The following is a 19,295-nucleotide window of genomic DNA, read 5'->3' on the forward strand; positions in this document are numbered from 1 at the left end:
AATTTAGAAGTTTTAAATTCATCCATCAATTATTCTATTATTTAACAATAAAATATGCTGGTTAGCTGTTAAGATATGAATCATATGTTTCTATTTTTTATAGAGAAGCAATGTTAATAACAAAGTTATTTCCGCACTGAATTATCAACACGAATCTTCTTTTTATATTACCAAGTTGAGTTTATAGCCGTTGAAAAATAATCTGAGGCTCAGAAATTTTTGTATTATATTTCAGTGCAAATTTGTAATTTAGATGTTGTATTTTGCGTTCATTTTTTGGGACTGATATCTGATTCAATATTACTTCTGCAAATTTTGGAGTAAACGCTTGCATCACTATACATACACATCTAATTAATTCTAACAATTGATAAATCACCAAATTCATATCTGAAATCTTATTATGTTTTTTTAATTTCCAAGGCTCTTTATTATCTATAAATTTATTACCAAGTTCAACAATTCCTAGTATATACTCTAATATGGTATCTACTTTATAATTTGTAATTAGTTCTTCCAAATTCGATAAATATTTACCTACTTGTGTTAGTAATTCTTTGTTATATATCTCTGTAATACTATATTCTAGAATTTCTGGTATAGCTTGATTACAATTATTATATGCAAATACGCATGTTCTATGAATTAAATTTCCTATCTTGTTAACTAATTCTGTATTATTCATTAAGAGTATTTTATTTTTAGAATAATCTCCATCATTACCTAAAGAAATCCCTCTTATCATGAAATACCTAACTAAATCTATACCAAAATTTTCTAACAATTCACATGGATCAATGACGTTACCTAAAGATTTAGAAATCTTTTGCCCCTCATTTGTCCACCAACCATGAGAAAATATTGTTTTAGGCAGTGCTATTTTAGCAGACATAAGAAATGCTGGCCAGTAGATAGCATGAAATTTTAGTATATCTTTTCCTATTATATGTAAATTTGCTGGCCAATATTTATAGAATAATGATGCATCTTCTGTACCATAGTTTAAAGCAGATATATAGTTTGTAAGTGCGTCTAGCCACACGTATATGACGTGACTGATATCATTAGGGACCTTTATACCCCACTTTAGTTTTAGTCTAGAAATTGATAAATCATTTAACCCGGATTTAACAAAATTTTTTACTTCATTCATGTATTGTTTAGGTTTAATAAAATCTGGATTACTGTCGTAAAACTTAATTAATGCATCTTGCCATTTAGATAATGCAAAGAAATAACTAGTTTCTTCTAACCATTCTACTGTTGATCCTGTAGGAGCCAATCCATTATTATCCAATTCTGTTACGTTATAAAAAGATTCATCTCTTAGGGAGTACCATCCTTTATATTTTCCGAGATATATATCTCCGTTATCTAAAAGTTTCTTCCAAAGAGATTGGACAGTATTTTTATGTCTTTCTTCTGTTGTTCTGATAAAATCTGTATTTGTTATATCAAAATCCTTGGTTAATTTCTTAAAAAATTCTGAATTTTCTGTAACAAAATCATAAGTCTTTTTCCCTGATTCAGTAGCAGATTTTAGAATTTTTTGTCCGTGTTCATCTGTCCCTGTTAAAAACAATACTTCTTTATTTTGCATCCTCATCAATCTAGCTATTACATCTGCAATTATACAACTGTATAAATGTCCTATATGCGGTTTATCATTCACGTAAAATATAGGAGTAGTAATGTAAAAAGAATTACTTTTATTTAGGTTTTGCATTATGTAATTACCTGAATAAATATAGTAAGATTGATAATGAGAAAATAGAAAATATGGTAGAAAATGTTATAGTGGATGACATAGTTTCTACATCTCCATTTAATTGTCTAGATAAAATGACAGCAGAACTAGAGCACGGCATGCAACTGAACAGCAATCCTACTAGATTCACTATACCATTCACAGACATCAGCTTCATAGTAATATACGTAATGATGGGTAACAAGCATAATTTTGTTAATGATGTACATATTACTTGCTTATAATATTTTTTATTAATTTTAAATTTTAGGCTTGCTCCTATTACCATCATACTAATTGTCAATGCAGAATTTGTTATATGTGTTATAGTTTTTTTGATCCCAATATTTATTTCAATTTCAAAATACAAGAATAATACAGCTATTAAACTGGATACAATCATAGGATTGGTAATGATAGATCGTATTATTACTAATAATTGCTGTCTCTTATTTATGTGACTATTCATAGTATAAAAATTAAACATAATAATGGCAGAAATATTAACGAATACTACCATATATGGAGCTATTATAGATATAATAGCTAAACCTTCATCTCCTAATAATGCTGTGCCTAAACCGAATAGAATATAATTATTATATCTGACACATCCTTGAAATACTGAGCTGAATTGTATTTTATCGTAACCAGTTTTATACCTGTGTAACATAAGTATTGCAGCAATTATTAGTACAGATATCATCAGTGATATGATTAATTTTGTTATTTCTGAAGGGCATATAGATAATTTCAGAATATTTTCAAAAAGAACCATAGGAAAAACAAGGTAAAAAGATAACTTTTCAAGACCTCGCCAAAACTCATCAGATTTTAACCAGTTTCTCTTTATAACACTTCCTAAAAATGCTATCAAAAATATCGGTAGAACAGTATAGAATATATCCAACATTACTTAATTAAACTCTTGTGAGACGGATTATATGAATAAACAATATTATACTATTTGCTTATTTAAGAAATTTATCTTTGTACAACTATTGTGTTAGCAAATTTATCATGTAGCCCTTGTGTTTTTTTATCATAAAGCATTACAAATATATTGATCAAAAATAGAGGATACATTACTATCCTCTTCATACATTGAACTTTAGTAGTGTTTTTATAGTTCTTAGCATCCAATATCTTCATATTAAAAAGCAATTTTCCAAGAGTAGTACTGAAATACATCAAAAACAATCCAGAGTAAAGCATAAATATTGACATATTTAACATAATATTGAATAAAGTTTCACGTACTATATGTGTTATATCAATGTTCGATAACATGTTTTCTAACATATGATGTTTGTTAGTATCATGTGAATATTTCTTATTTATATATTCAGTAATTTTTGGTTCGTAATTTATAGCAAAAGCCTTCATTAGCACTAGCGTTATCATATTGCAAATTAATAGATCTATAGATACTGCCAATATACGAGATAAAAATTTTGAGTAAACAATTTGCTTTTTCATTAAATAACCAATATCTATTATGTTCTTAGACTTCTGAGAATTATACTATTTCTTATCCTCAAATAAAATGATTTTTAAGGTAATCAATATAAAAAATGTAATTATTGAAACCTCTAATGATATCACTAATGCAATCGTTAACATGGTACCATTGTATAAGTATCCAGTGATTATAACAAATATAGCAGAAACTAGAGCTCGTAGCGTGAATAGGGATGACGATATTGTACCCTTGATACTAGGAGCAATCTCTAAGGTTTTAGTTAAAAGAATTGGGTATATAATTGCATCAGCAGCAGAAAACGCTACCATAGCTGCCGTGATGAAGGATGCTTGTTGTATATCAATTATGCCTAAATATAACATTGCAAGACATGACACTACTGTTAGTATTGTAGAATAAATTACTGTTTTTTTTTCTCCAAAGTAATTTACTACAGTGTTTACATATATACTTACTAAAGAAAATGCAAGTATTATTACAGCTTGGTGAATGGTATAGTGTATTGTAGAAAGTTTAAATGTGGTAGTATATAGAAATGTTGCACAAGATATGAAAGTCAGATATGACGAAAAATACATAGACATTATTAGGGATGTAGATATGAATTTTTTATTTAGGAATAATAATTTATAGTCATTTAGCATTTCTTGAATTGAAAATCTTTTATATATATTTTTGGTTTCTGGTAGTGCAATCAAAAGTATTATGCACGAGATGAATGATATAATAGCTATAAATGAATAATTGCCTCTCCAACCAATAAATTCATTAATGATACCTCCTATTATAGGTGCTATTGCGGTAAACACATGTACTAATGAGTTGATCTGACTTATTATATGTGTAGATTTTCTACCTGAATATATATCCGCTATTATTGCGAATGTTATTATTGTTGATGTACTAGAACCACACCCCTCTATAAACCTAGATATCAATAATACTGTAATAGATTCAGCAAATACACAGCCTAGTGCTCCTAACAGCATTATGATATTACCAATTATCATAATCTTTCTTCTACCGAATGATTCAGAAATAGGGCCAATAAATATGCTAGATATGAAAAATCCTAAAAAATCTAATGACATGGTCATTTGAATCATTTTATCAGACGTATTAAAATACTCGGACATTACAGCAAAGCTTGGGACAGAAATATCTACTTCAACACAGGGAGGAATTAATGATATTGCGAGTATTAATGGTAGATATCTTATTTCTACTGGTTTATACATATATTTTATTGATTTTAGCTCGATTATACTAAAGATAGAAGCATCAATTAACGTCTTACTTAGATAAATTTGTAATACTTAAGAATCTGTATCTGCTGAATTTTATTTTTTTTCTAATACAGTAACTATTTCACTTATGTGATTAAAACAAATGCGCTTAGAGTCAGCAGTTAACTCCAGTGTTGCTTATTATAGAGTAATATATGTTGATAACAAGTATTTTCTAATTAAATTGGTATACTGCTTTCAAACATACTATTGCAGTTTTATTACTAGATTTTAATATATTATTATGATATATTAAATTAATATTTATTAATATTAATGCAATAAAGGTGTGTTATGGGAAATAATAGAAATACTGTAAATGGACAAAGCTCAAGTAGTACTACATCAAGCAGCAGAGAGTTGGTTGTTAGAAATACTGCAAGAGCAGGGTTGGTTCTTGCAAATACTGAAACTAACGACAGGTTGGCTGTTTTAGATAGGATAAATGTGATTGATAGTACTAATAGTATATCCTTTGTAGCAAGTAGTAATTACTCTTCTATTATACATAACTTAAAAAATCAAGCTGTAAGTTTTTTGATAGATGAAGTAGATCGATCAATTAAAGTGGTTAGCAGTAATGATAATATCGAAAATGCATACCAGAGGGTAATTGCATCCTTAACAGAGGCTTTAAAATCATCAAACGTTCAATACATAGTGAATTTAGCAGATCTAGGGAATGTTATGAGGTGTGCTAATCATATACGTGTGTTTAGTGACATACCTAAAAGTCCTCAAAATGCTGAAGTATCTGAAGCTCAAGTTGATATATCGTTTTCTACTTCAAATTTGCAAACTTTAGTAAGTGAAATAGCCCGTTGTATAACGCAAAATGCCAATATTAATCAAGAAGCCAAAAACAGATTTATTGAATATGAAAAAATAATGGAGGATATGTATTTGAGATTAAAGTATACCGCGGACAGGTATCAGGACGCTATGCAAGAAAATATTTTTAGCTTTAATTCACATGTTCTGAGATATGGTATTATTTCTAACATTGATTATGCCAAAGTATTAAAGAATACTAACAAGAGTTATTCTATAAACTCATTATCTGAAGAACTGTTTCCAATTGGGGAAGTACTTGCTAGAGTAGTTGATTATGTTAAGCCATTCAATGTAACTTTTGATATGATATCTACTATTAAAGAATTATTTCGTAATATAGAAAATCGGGCGTTTAATACATCAGATGTAGTAGCATTAAACTCTGTAGAAAGTGCTATAGGGGATAACAGAGTTGCTTCAGGTTTTAGACTATCTTCATTATTAGATTTCTTATTCTTGCACGTACTGCCATTGCAGGATGAAGAATTTTTAAGTACTAAGTTTACTATGATTTCTGAGAAATCATACTTTGCTTTGTATAAAGAAGTATATTCCTATCCTTTGGATATTCTTAGGCAATGTTTCAATAAATTGACTACAGTGACACCAACCCAGAATCTGTCAAAGAAAGGGATTACTGAAAAAAAATTTGTTAATCAATATAAAGCAATGATGATGTTCATTTTGAAGCAATTTTATGGTGACCAGATGGATATCCATAATGATTGTTTTGTAAATGATAATCAAGGTGGTCAGTGTTTTAATTACGATTACATAAACTTTGAAAATATTAAAAGAATGACCAACATAAAGGAGAAAACTTTGCCTGACCCTTCAATTTCTCCAATGAAATATTATTTTGACGCTCAATTTCATTGTTATCAAGCAGCTTTGCGAACTGTTTTTTTTATTTCCAGTTTGAGTGAATTTTTTAAAGATTTTATATATAAGCCTTCTGATATCATAAACTCACAAGTTACTTGGAATCAATCCATTTTGGAAGGGATGACTGAGCAACTCCTTCATATCAGTTCTAATGAAAACAGTAAAATATTACAGGAATTATATGCAGCGTTTATTAAAGATTCGCAGGTTTCTCTAGATAATATTAAAGAAGATTTGGATGATTTTAGAGAAAACGTTAAAAGATTTTGTTTTAAAACACTTGAGATTTTATCTGGTAATAGTGTACAAATCTTGACTAAGATGCAATTTGTTGAAGGTGATCTTACTCATGGGTATCATATAGTAAGTGATTTATTAAAATTATTTATTTTGAGTAAATCTCTAAAGAATATTCTTGCTGAAGACTTTACCAAATTCAGTACATTATATCATTTTGTTAATGAATCGAAATCTCTCATAAATGATAGTGAATTAGGTAAAAGCGTTTTGTATAATAATACCGATGAATGGTTGAAGATATTATGTGCTGGTTTTAATACTGATAGTAAGAGTATTCTTAAGAGTATTACTAATAATCTTATTGAAAATACCGATACTCAGTATTTTCGTATGAAATTGTTGTTTGCTAAGGTTTCTAATTCTCTATTCGGTATAAATGTAAGAGATGAATACATAGAACAGTTTAATAATATGTCAGTTAATGCGGAGCAAGTAGAAGAAGTTAATGGTGATGCAATTGTTACTGCATATTGTAGTAATCCCGGAATAGCATCTGAAATAACAAAAGAGCATGGTAATCGTAATAACAAACAACTAAATGATATTGTTTCAATATTGTTTAATATAGTTCATTTAATGGTATCTGACTTAATGCCTGCTGTTTCTGAAAGCTTTGACAGATATTTTCCTAATCAGGAACTTGTTACTAATCAGGAATTTGATAATTCTTACTCCCAGAATGTTGAGTATACTACCGTTCAAGATTGCCTCACGCAAGTTGCGGTTACTGGTCAAGACGACAGTGCATGCTTGAATTTAAATACTACAACATTAACAGACCTGTAGTGGAAATAGAATTATAATAGTGTTTTATAGGGTAATTTATCCTATTCCATTCTGTATAACTGAACTGTGCATCATTTTTTGGTGCGCAGTTTTACGTTTTGTAACTCATAGTATTTTTATTCATCTTTTCTTTTCGTTAGTGGCTTTGATGTATCAAGCTTAAGAAATATTAGATTATTTATATATAATTAAATAGTTAACTAATAATTAATATTATAATATATATCATACCAATTCAAAAATTTTTTGATGATAGTGATAATTTGATATTTCTATGACTAAATATATAGTGATTGTATCAGCTATAGTTTATTCCCATATTATTTCTTTTGCTTTGAATTCTGAAAAAATGGTCATCTGTAAAAGACCTTTAATTAGTGTTTATCAGAGTTTTGATCTGGCATATAGAAATATTTATCCAAAAATTCTAATATTTGCTAATGATCAGGCTGATTGTACTAATGGTAATAATGAAAAATTTATTTTTTGTATTTCTGAAAATACTATAGGGGATGCTTTATATAATCAGTTTATACCAACTGAAGATAGACACAAATATTGTAATAGTGATATACATGTATTAAACAAAAATCAGTCTATTGACATTAAAGTCTTAGATTTAGATCATATTTCTAGTATGAATGGTAATGTCTTAGAGAAAAGATATATTAAAAATATCTCTAATGCTATTGGTAGCTATATTGTGCTCTCAACAATAGATGGCAATATACCGCTGTTTGCACGTATTAAGCATGATAATTTGCGTACTGAGGAGTTGGGTACAAAATGTGGCCAGTCTTTCATACAATGTTATAGAACAAATCACTATAGCCAGAGCCTATTGAACACTATAGGTAGATTCATGGAATGTCTTGTAAAATCTATATACAATAGTTTTTATCAATATGATGGTTGTGTTGATATCTCTTCAGATGGTGTTGATAAAATATCATCACGCTCTTCTAATGATTATTTATTAAATTCTTTTTATAAATTTCAAGGTTGGATCCAATATGCAGTTAAAGCAGCATTAATTTTATATGTGATAATTTATGGTATTAATATTTTGTTACATATAAATTCTAGAAATCATTACATGTCAACTGCAGAAATTGCTAAATTTGTTTTAACAATTATTTTAGTAGGTTATCTTTCTATAGGTATAGGCAAAACTGGTATTAGTGATGATATATCAGAAAGCACCAATGCAAATGCGTTAATAGATCATGTATTACCAATGTTGATTGAGCTTACCAATTACCTTACTACAAGAATTCTTACTGCAATGCAATCTAATAATAATAAGTTATGTAATTTCGATATAAGCAAGTATGAATCAGGACATCAGGGTATGCTATTATGGGATAAATTTGAGTGTATCATCTCTTACTATTTAGGAGCAAATTTTATTTATGGTAATCATAGTATGTTTGATGGTGCTTTAGAATCGGGGTTAGCAAAATTAAATACTGATTCTGTCAGTGATGATAGGCGATTATCTAGAAATTCTGATTCCGATGATATGCCAATATCTATTAATACTATAGATTCCTTTAATATATTTACTGTAATATGGGCCGCATTTCGTTCAGGAACAAAGACCTTATTATTTTGTATCGGTCTATTGATTTTTATATCTTCTGTTTTATTTTTAATTTTTAGTTATACAGCTATATATATTATATCAATCATGACGATCTATGTCCTCGGGTATTTATCGCCTATTTTTATACCAATGGTATTGTTTGAACAAACTAAGGAATATTTTAATGGATGGTTAAAATTAATGATATCTGCTGTTGTGCAACCAGTAGTATTTATTACCTTTATTGGTTTTTTTTTACTATTCGAGAATAAAGAGTTAATGAAAAATTGTGAGATCCTTAAACATGACTATAGGATTAATGTAGATCAATCAGGGAATAATATCACTAAATATTTTAGCAGTTTCGAAATGATTTTGCCAGATACTGATATTAGTGTCTGTAAAGAACAAAGTGTGATGTATCAATTAATGAGATACTATCATGGATATGATTGGCAGCAAGAAAAATTATCCTATAACCAATCTTTGGATATATACATATTAAAGATTATTGTCTTAAATATTGTAATGTTAATTTTATTTAAGACATTTACTGGCCTAGCATTGCGTGTGAGTGGAGGTGGTTATATGAAGTTTTTTTAAGATTTGAATTAATAGATGAATAGTAAATAAGTATATAATTGTAGTTGCCATGAAGTTATTTCTTATCCTGTATAAGTTGGTATTCCTTGGGGCAATATTGATTTTTATATTTCAAATCATATTTCTAATTTTTCATGGGCGTTCTTGCTATATGAGATATGGTAAGGATGGTTCAACAAATTCTGAATTTGTATCTTTAAGCTATAGTACCCTAATTTTGAAAGCCAATGGCTTATATAAAGATTTATCTTCAGATTCTAAAGCCAACCCTATTCATTACGGGCAATGGCTGAATGTAGATAAGCAATTTCAACGTGGAGATGTTTTTGATTTTACTGTTAGTGGTAGAGTAGGGTTGTGTAGATCTAGATTGCCTAATAATAATTTGGAATCAAATACCAATACTGATAGAGATGGTAATATAATCTATATACCACCAGTAGGCAGCGATAAGCAAATATCACTGGTGTTTGATGCAAAAAATCTTCAGCGTAATTTATTAAAGTTAAATAAAAATGATTTAATATCTGTATATATAAAACCAGATCAAAAATCTTTAAGCCAAGTACATTATATTAGTGAATTTGATAAAGAGTTGATAGTAGCAGATTGTACTAATAACAAAATTATATATCATCCGGTGTGTGGAAGGTATAGCAGGTACTCTGGGCACTATATCAAAAGCTGTGGAACAGGAGGGATTAATGAATTAGCAAGACTCCCTATCCCGTATCAGGATCAATATATTTATTCATGGAGTCAGCTATTAAATAAGCTGGATTTTAAACGTGATTTAGATTGCATGAATGATCAAGATACAATTAATAGTTCAGATTATAGCAATAGCATTAAGTCTTGGTATTCTGCAAATGATGCAGCAGGATTATTATTTACAGTTGCAGATTCAGATACCATAAATATTAAGGATGATAGCGAGTATGATATAGTCACTACAAAAAATTTTTCTTCTGATACTGTTGGAATCAAAGGTAAAATACCTATTTTTTTTGATAAACAAGATTCAATTGAGAATTCTGTTAGTAAAGTTAGTAATAAATATTTACAGTTAAAGTTTCTTAATAATATTCATAATAATAATTCTGCAAATACAGGAGGATATATATTATATGTTCAGCATTCTACATGTCAGAGTTTAAATGGAAAGGGTATTGATGATGGATTAAGTAATAATGGTAAAATAGAATATCTTATAAAACATGGTAGTACAGATTTTATATCATCATCTATTAATGGCAATGTCGCTGTATTGAACTCAGATAATAAAGGATCCATTAATATTACTGATGATAATAGTAAAATTTTTCTTAGAATCAAAAATGATGAAGAAAACTACATTCACAGCGAAGGCGAGTATGCTATCTCTTGGGGTGATAACACTGCTTTATTGAATCCGGTGACATCAATATTTAAACCCCTTAAAGAAGATTTTATTAATATAATACAACATAACGTAAGAAATTATTTTAAGAATATAACCTGTTATTCTGATGTAACTTCTACAGAAGAGGTTACTTCTGATTGTATCGATTTTTTCTTGTATATTAAAAATATATTAACAATATATATCATTGTTTACACTGTAATGTTTCTATTTGCAATGGTTAATATTAATACTACTGAATTAATAATCCATATCAGTAAAATAGCTATCATAGCTGGATTAATAAGTGGTCAAACTTTTGAATTTTTTAATAAATATATATTTGATTTGGTAATTAAGGCAGGTGATGAACTTATACAAAGTATTAATGGTCAGACAGGTGGTGATCCTTTTGATTTTCTGACAAGCATTTTTACCCAAATATTTTTTAGTGAAGTATTTTGGAAACAGATTTTTGCATTATTTGCTATAGGAATACATGGAGTAGTTTACGTGGCGCTTGTTTTATCTATTGTCGGAATTGTTAGTTATGTTTCTATTAAGGTGATTGTCTCTTATCTGGCAGCAATTTTTGTTTTAGGAGTATTATTAACTTTATCTCCTATATTCTTAGTATTTTTGTTATTTGATACTACTAAATCTCTATTTTATAATTGGGTCAATAGAATTTTCTATTACATATTAGAACCTGTAATTATGCTTACAGGGGTGATTATGTTAATGAAATTATTTATGTATTTTTTAGATTCTATTCTAGGTTATAGCGTATGTATTAAATGTGCTCTCCCTATATATTTGAGTGATATAGTATTAGGTATACCTGTTCTTGTAGATATTGCAGAGTTTATAACAGCAGGCCACCCATTATTTTGTTTACAGTTATTCATGCCATGGGGATTAGAATTTACAGATGTAATGAATATTTCATTTGGTGAAATAGTAACACTGATCATGATAGGGGTTGTAATGTTTGAATATACTGGATTTATTTCTAATACCCTCAATTCTCTGTTAGATAATGATGGGAATGATTTGTTTAGTAATGTAAAAAATGCTTTTTTAACACATATTATCAAACGTCCATCACAAATAGTAAAAGCTCCATTTGTAGGATTAAGCAAAATCCCATTAGCTATGTCGTCCGCTAAGCGAAGAAGGGCCAGGATAGTAAATGCTAGCAGAATATCTGTAGAAATAGCTGGTAATGTTGCTGCAAAATTAGTTAAGCCAGTGGAGAGCTCGTTATATGGTATAGAATATGGAGCAAAAAAAATATTCAATAAAATCTCTGGTAAGGAGAGCACAATAAAAACAAGGCTAACTCCTAATTTTTTATCTAAATCTATCACTGATAAGAGCTTACGATTTTCATCACGTACTAAAGGATTATCTGTATCTCTTAAAAATACTGCCAATACTTATGCTGCTGTGGGGTATATGATAAGCCATCCGTTACATACAACAGCCATATATTCTTACAAGGCTATAAAATTTGCAGGTAACAAAATATGGAAATCACAGCCTGTCTCTAATATTAGAGCATCCATGAAGGAAAAATTTACGTCTAAAAAAGTGCGAATTAATAATTATGCTAGAAGCGCTGTTAATTCTATAGATCAATCTACAAAAAATATATTTGGTTATAATGTTATTCAAACTAGGGCTTTTAAAGCTAATAATACAACCGTGAAAACATCTTATAACGTGGGGCGTAATTTATATAAATTTAGTAAAAATCTGTATCATGCCCCACGAAAGTTCATTGATAATAAATTGACAGAATTCCCTAAAGATAATAGTAAGAAATTACAATTTAATACTAAAAATAGTAAAGATAATAGTAAAAAATTACAATCTAATACTAAAGATAGTAAAGATAATAATTCATGAATATTAATATGTTTAAAGTAATAAGATACAACAAAATCTACTTTATATTATTTATAATAATATTTGTTATTACTGATTTTACTATTTTAGGTAGTGCTGAGAATATTGATTCTCCAACTAATATTTTTACTAATAATCAAACAGTATCTTCTCCTGCAACCCTTACTGTACCAGGGTATGGGGTAGTTGACAACAAGGTTATTTCATTAGCTGTATCTAACGCTAATTGGATAGATTCAACATTACATGTAAATGCTGGTAATAATGTTAAGATTAAGTTAGATAAAAATCAATTACCATCTGAAGATATATCTCAGGTTAGAAATAACCCTGAGCCTGATGAAACATATTATGTATTATTTCGTATAGATCCTAGATTTGCTAAGCCCCAGGTAGTACGCAGCCAAAAAAACATTTCATATGAGGAATTTGCTGGAAATTTACTTGCGTTAGAAAAGCAAGATATAGATACAATTAATCCTTCAGCATTTTTGCCTGTTTCTAATCAGGTTCCACTTACTAAAGGTGATACATTGGTAATTACTTTGAAAGATAATTTACCTATAGAACCTTCTGAAAATTATGTAGCTAAACCTAATTTTAGGAACATATTAAAGTCAGGTATTATTTATTATAACAAGCTATTTATTCCTGGTAGGGCTAAAGATAGTGGTAAACATTGCCATCATAAAATCACCTATGAAGATTTAAGTAGTATATACAAACATTGTACATCATGTAACTCAATCTCTGATTCTAGAAATGATAATGAGTTAGCTACTTTAACAAATAATATAAGTGACTCTGCTTGTTATAATTGCTTGGGTATCGATATAGATAATTGGGCGGATCATAATACTAAAATGAAATTTGTAGTTGACCAATATTATGATAGAAAAGTTGAAGATTTTTATGATCCATCAGTAACAAATGCTTACCAGTACCAATGTGTAGCGAGAAATAGTGGAGGTACCATTGATTTAGCTTGGGAGTTTATTCCTCCTTTTGCTATTCCTATACCTACAACCTTTTGGGTACCAGATGTTTATGGTTCTTATTCAGAAGATCTTTATAGTTTTCCTGTTACTCCTCCTAAAAAGAGTTGGAAAAATATTGCAGGAGAAATATTAACTGCTTTTAACAGGTATAGAGGTACTAATACTGGTTATACCTATTATATTGCTTCAGATACTACATTTAGTAAGTATAAAGATATGTTCAATTGGACAGTATCTCAAACATGGGAATCATGTAGAGATAATCAACATAGTTGTAAAATTTGGAATTATATTAATGCTCACGTGCTATGGTCATTTTTGCAAGCAGAATATACAGGTAGCCAGAATTGGACTATTAGTAATTGGGATTGGTTAATAGAAAATTGGTCTATAGTTAGAAAGTTATTCCCTAACTTATTTCGTGTAGTGCATCCGGATACATTAAAATTTGATACTGCATTGGGTAGTATAATAGGGCATAAAATAACTAATAGACTGCTTGGAGGGCAAGTAATCAATATTGCTCAATGTAGATATGTAAGAAAATGGCATATAGATTATAATAAATTTAACGTAGCAGATAATGAAGAATTGGTTTTAAAACATGTCCTACATGAAAATAACTCTGTTTCTTCTAATTCTGAAAAATTAGATCACGCTGGTGATAATGTTATTACAGTTAATCAAAAATTTAATATAGAAGGTCCTTGTAATGTATGTAATAGGGGTATTATTACTCCTGATGAAATCAATAATTCTTACTGTAGTAATGTGTGTACAGCATCAAATACCGGTAAAGATATGGCGGATTTAGGGGATGATGCATTATGTTTTAGATGTTTGAATATTGAGAGTTTTCCTAGAAAAACTAGTAAAACTAATAAATCTATAGCTGCTATTCATAATAGTAGAAATAGGGTTACTGGTTATATTACACTGCCTGATCATTGTCCGGAAATTATACCAGATGGAATCATTGGAACAGATATAGGATATAATATATTGGTTGGGAACCCAATCACTACAAAGCCTGAAAATTCTTCCTATAATCAAATTGTTATACCAAATACTAGAAATATACCAGAATGTACTAATAGAAGTTCTGGTTTATGTATTAATAAATATGGGCAAGGTATGAAAATTATTTTAGGTGGTGATGTAATAAAAGATAGTAATGAAAAATTTCCTATCAATCACTGGAATGGTTCTAATATAGGAGCTTTTTTTCACTATAATAAAATTGATTCTGATAAGACATTGATTTTTGATCTTGATAATTCTAGGCCAATATCTGGTATGATTTCAGCAGAAGATTATTTTCAATTATTTGCAGATTGGAATTTAGCTGGTCAAAATATTAATTTTTTTGATGAGAGACTACGTTTGAATCAAGTAGATCATGTGAAATTTTTGCATTTTGGAGGGTATATCATGAAATTGGATATATATCACAAAATAGTTAATAATGATTATCAAGTTTCATATAGTATTTCTGATACTCCACCCGATGATGATGTAGTAGGTACAATATTAACTGCAGACCAAAATACAATTAATGCTACTACTTCCGGTAATATATGGCTAAAGGTTGTCAATGCAGAAGATAATGGCAATATAGCAGGTAATATCGTAGTTAATTTAAGTAATTACACCGCAAGTAGCTTTTTTCAAGATATGATTTACCCAATAATCCAGTCCTTAATACAGCAGTTAAGTTCTGTAACAAATATCATGTATCACTATATTATAGGCAATCATAATGTTAAGAATATTGTACATACTACTTTAATATTATATATCACAATTTACGGATTATTATTTTTAATGGGACGTGTAGAAATATCAGTTGAAGATTTGGCAATAAGAGTTATGAAAATTGCAATTATTATAACTTTAGTTAGTGATGCCAGTTGGGATTTTTTTAATAACTATTTGTTTCGTATATTTACTGAATCCATTAATCAATTAATTATTAATATAGTAAATAGTGATCAATTGGTAGATTCAAGTAATCCTTTTTCTTGGATCGATTTAATATTGAGTAAATATTTGAATCCATACGTACTTGAATTACTTATATATCAGCTTTTTAGTATAATGTTTTTTACCACTATTATGCTAATTATCTCGATGTATCGTATTTTAGTTCTTGTATTGCGCGTTATAGTAAATTACACATTATCCTTTCTATTTTTGTCTGTATTGATAGTGTTATTTCCACTTTTTGCAGTTTTTATGTTATTTGAACATACACAAATTATGCTATCAAATTGGTTTGGGGTCATGTTTGCTATTATGCTTAATGCAATAATACTCATGCTATTTTTATTATTTTTAGAACAGCATATATCAGTATTTTTATACCAGGCGGTTTCTTCACAACAATTGTCAATTAATCCATTGGAGCTCAATGTTGCTGGGATAGCAATTTTGCATGAACAATATATACAATACCAACCTATAGTTACTACTCCTAGTACTATTCAAGAATTTATTAACGCAAATATGCTGTACATAAATTACATAGATATTATGTTATCAACATTCATTATATATATTTTTGGTAAAATATCATCCGTTTTACCAGAGTACACTAGATCAATCGTTACTGTTATTACCTCAATGCAAAATGCAGCCGTGGTTGACGATGTGATAAGCAAGGTAAGTAGATAATATGAGGAATAAGGGTTAATTTCGGTTATATGTCATATTTTAAGTTAATAATATTAATATTATTTTTACTATTAGAATCCTGTTATTATGAGCCGTGCATAGATGCTGAAGATTTTGGTCAATATAAATATATTGATGTGAATGCACAATATCCCACAGTATTGAATGATCATATGATATATTCATCAGAATATATGCCGTGGTATGCACCTAATGGATTGGTATTGAATGGTGCTCCACTAGTTATTACTGTTAATTCTTATAATAAAGATGATAATAATACAGAAGTTTCAGCTTGGTGTAGTTGGTATGGAAGCTATATGAATGCTGATGGTAGTTTATCGAAATTTTGTAAAACATTACCTAAATGTAACCTTATAACAAATTCTATTGCACTGGGTGGTAATATTGGATTAGAGAATAAATTATGTTTATTCACTGATGGGTTAGGATTATATGGGGGGTTATCTCCTTATGAGATCAATAGTACAAATAGTAACCAATTTAAGATATTTTATTTATATAACTTGGACAATAAAAAATATAATTTTTTTAATTATCCAAATAGTCGCAGCTCTAAACTTCATAAAGTTTCTGGTATTTATTATACAAAAAAGGAAATGAAGGGATTCAAACAAGGTAGCTTATTATTTAAATTTTTTAGTAATTTTTATGATACTAATTCTGGTAAATATCGTCTTATTGTCAAATCTGGAGTGGGTGATACAACCGCTTCACAGGATTATAATGGAGTAGCTTTATTAATAAAAAATTTTCTACTTAGTAGTGAAGATGGTGTTGTGCACAAATTATATAACAGAATTATTAATAATATTCAATATACCAGATTAGTAACAATATTGATTACTCTGTATGTTATTTGGACATTTTTGTTATATTTTATTGGAAATATTGATATCTCTAATAAAGATCTAGTAATGAGATTGATAAAAATTGCTGCATTATCACTATTAGTCAATACTAATGAGAGTTGGGATTTTTTTTATAATAAACTCTTAATAATATTTACAGAAGGTGTAGAATGGATAATATCTATGGTGTCATCTTTTAATGCTGGAGGGATATCAGATTCTGGTGTGATTGGCTTTATATTTTCAGAGAACGTAGCCATTAGGTTGCAAGCTTTGATATTTGTCAATGCAGCAGGGATAATATACATTATAGCACTATATGTAGCATTCATATTAATAGTGTGGATTTTCATGGATGCTATGTATAAATATACGATATCTTTGATATTTATGTCTATTACTATTACTATGGCACCAATTTTTATCTCATGTGTTTTATTCAGTATAACTCGTGATTTATTTATGAATTGGATAAAATATTTAGTAATGTATGCATTGCAGCCTATTGTATTATTTACAGGTTTTTATTTAATTTCAAATTTAGTAGTGCAAGAAGTTTACAGTTCAATTGGGTTTAGAGTATGTAAATTTTCTCTTTTACCTTTTATTCACTATTGGTATCCTTTACCTTATAAATCATCAGATTTCGTTAAGGAAACTTCAGATATTGTTGTTCCTATATCTCATGTGAAGACTTCTGTTACTGGAGATAAAATATTTTGTGCGCCATATGAGTGTATAGATAAGAGATATCCAGATTTACCATTTCTTGACCCTAAAAATCCTAATGATCAATATAGAATAGAGCAATTTCATCAAGGTAACTTTCTACATTGGAATGGTATATTTAAAATATATTTTAGTATATTTTTGTTATACTTATTTGTAAAATCTGCAAGATTTTTAGCAAATGCATTATCAAATGTAATATCCTCCTCTGATCCAGAAAGAACTATATCTCATAATGTTAGATCTAGCGGTATCTATAAAAAATTCTTAAAAGCTAAAAATAATTTTAAACGTGGAGTAATTGATAAATTAAGAGGCAGGAGTAGAATTATGGAGGGAATACCAGAACCAAATTCTAATAAATCAGTATTACAAAAACCTAGTACTAATAATACAAATGCCAAGAAAGCGCGTGGTGGTGTAGAGTTGTCGAAATTCCCTATCGATAATAATGCAAATGCTCAGAAAGTACGTGGTGATGTAGAATCACATGAAGTCCCTATTGATAAGGATTCAAAGATGATTAATGCAGTCAATCAAACCACATCTGTAAATTATATGGATCTACCAGAATTTCTGGGCAGTAGTAAAATTAATAAAGGGTTTAATTTAGAAGCAGGTAAAAGAATCGTAAAGACACATAGGGATAAAATAGAGATAAATATTCCAAAAATATTTGAAGATGATAAAAGTAAAACAATACAAAATGTAAGCAGTACAGAATCGATAAAGGTTTCTACTAATAAAGATCTGACTAAAACTGAGATGATGCAGGATATAGGAGGAGATAAGTCATTGTCAGACACTGGTATTGATAGGGGAGGTATAGGAGATAAATCATTGTCAGACACTAGTATTGATATGGGAGGTATAGGAGGAGATAAATCATCGTCAGACACTAGTATTGACAAGAATAATATAGAATCACGTGAAATCCCTATTGATAGGGATTCAAAGATGATTAATGCAGTCAATCAAACCACATCTGTAAATTATATGGATCTACCAGAATTTCTAGGTAGTAATAAAATTAATAAAGGGTTTAATTTAGAAGCAGGTAAAAGAATCGTAAAGGCACATAGGGATAAAAAAATAGAGATAAATATTCCAAAAATATTTAAGGATTATGATCAAAAAGTAAGATCCACTATCGTAAAAAAAAATAATGAACAAAATATTAATAATAATGATTAGTATATACATTATACTGTTCTATTATAGA

At 28.8% G+C, this 19,295-nt stretch carries 9 protein-coding genes; 5 read left to right on the forward strand and 4 right to left on the reverse strand.

Annotation, left to right across the window (positions count from 1 at the left end):
* Window positions 1-181: 181 nt before the first annotated feature.
* The 4 genes from metG to IHI24_RS02175 all read right to left on the reverse strand — a co-directional run bounded on the left by metG (window position 182) and on the right by IHI24_RS02175 (window position 4,468).
* Entirely contained in the window at window positions 182-1,726 is a 1,545-nt protein-coding gene (gene metG, locus IHI24_RS02160; protein WP_194966424.1) for a methionine--tRNA ligase, read from the reverse strand.
* A 7-nt stretch (window positions 1,727-1,733) separates the two neighbouring features.
* Complete coding sequence (locus IHI24_RS02165) at window positions 1,734-2,660, reverse strand: AEC family transporter (protein WP_194966425.1); 927 nt, start codon at window positions 2,658-2,660, stop codon at window positions 1,734-1,736.
* Window positions 2,661-2,731: 71 nt separating this feature from the next.
* Window positions 2,732-3,226 carry an RDD family protein gene (locus tag IHI24_RS02170; RefSeq protein WP_194966426.1) on the reverse strand — a complete coding sequence of 165 codons (495 nt, stop codon included), beginning with the start codon at window positions 3,224-3,226 and terminating at the stop codon, window positions 2,732-2,734.
* Window positions 3,227-3,271: 45 nt separating this feature from the next.
* Window positions 3,272-4,468 carry an MFS transporter gene (locus IHI24_RS02175; RefSeq protein WP_194966427.1) on the reverse strand — a complete coding sequence of 399 codons (1,197 nt, stop codon included), beginning with the start codon at window positions 4,466-4,468 and terminating at the stop codon, window positions 3,272-3,274.
* 342 nt (window positions 4,469-4,810) lie between these two features.
* Between IHI24_RS02175 and IHI24_RS02180 the strand changes: the two genes are divergently transcribed.
* The 5 genes from IHI24_RS02180 (at window position 4,811) to IHI24_RS02200 (ending at window position 19,267) form a co-directional block, all read left to right on the forward strand.
* Window positions 4,811-7,321 carry a hypothetical protein gene (locus IHI24_RS02180; RefSeq protein WP_194966428.1) on the forward strand — a complete coding sequence of 837 codons (2,511 nt, stop codon included), beginning with the start codon at window positions 4,811-4,813 and terminating at the stop codon, window positions 7,319-7,321.
* Window positions 7,322-7,595: 274 nt separating this feature from the next.
* Window positions 7,596-9,509, forward strand: a complete 1,914-nt coding sequence (locus IHI24_RS02185; RefSeq protein WP_194966429.1) for a TrbL/VirB6 family protein — start codon at window positions 7,596-7,598, stop codon at window positions 9,507-9,509.
* A 151-nt stretch (window positions 9,510-9,660) separates the two neighbouring features.
* Window positions 9,661-12,801, forward strand: a complete 3,141-nt coding sequence (locus tag IHI24_RS02190; RefSeq protein WP_194966430.1) for a TrbL/VirB6 family protein — start codon at window positions 9,661-9,663, stop codon at window positions 12,799-12,801.
* Between the two features lie 8 nt (window positions 12,802-12,809).
* Window positions 12,810-16,472, forward strand: a complete 3,663-nt coding sequence (locus IHI24_RS02195) for a TrbL/VirB6 family protein (RefSeq protein WP_194966431.1) — start codon at window positions 12,810-12,812, stop codon at window positions 16,470-16,472.
* 29 nt (window positions 16,473-16,501) lie between these two features.
* On the forward strand, window positions 16,502-19,267 hold the full coding sequence (locus tag IHI24_RS02200; RefSeq protein WP_194966432.1) for a TrbL/VirB6 family protein: 2,766 nt from the start codon (window positions 16,502-16,504) through the stop codon (window positions 19,265-19,267).
* The last annotated feature ends 28 nt before the right edge of the window (window positions 19,268-19,295 follow it).

It is taken from the genome of Rickettsia endosymbiont of Cardiosporidium cionae, from assembly GCF_015476335.1.
Lineage (GTDB): Bacteria > Pseudomonadota > Alphaproteobacteria > Rickettsiales > Rickettsiaceae > JADHZC01.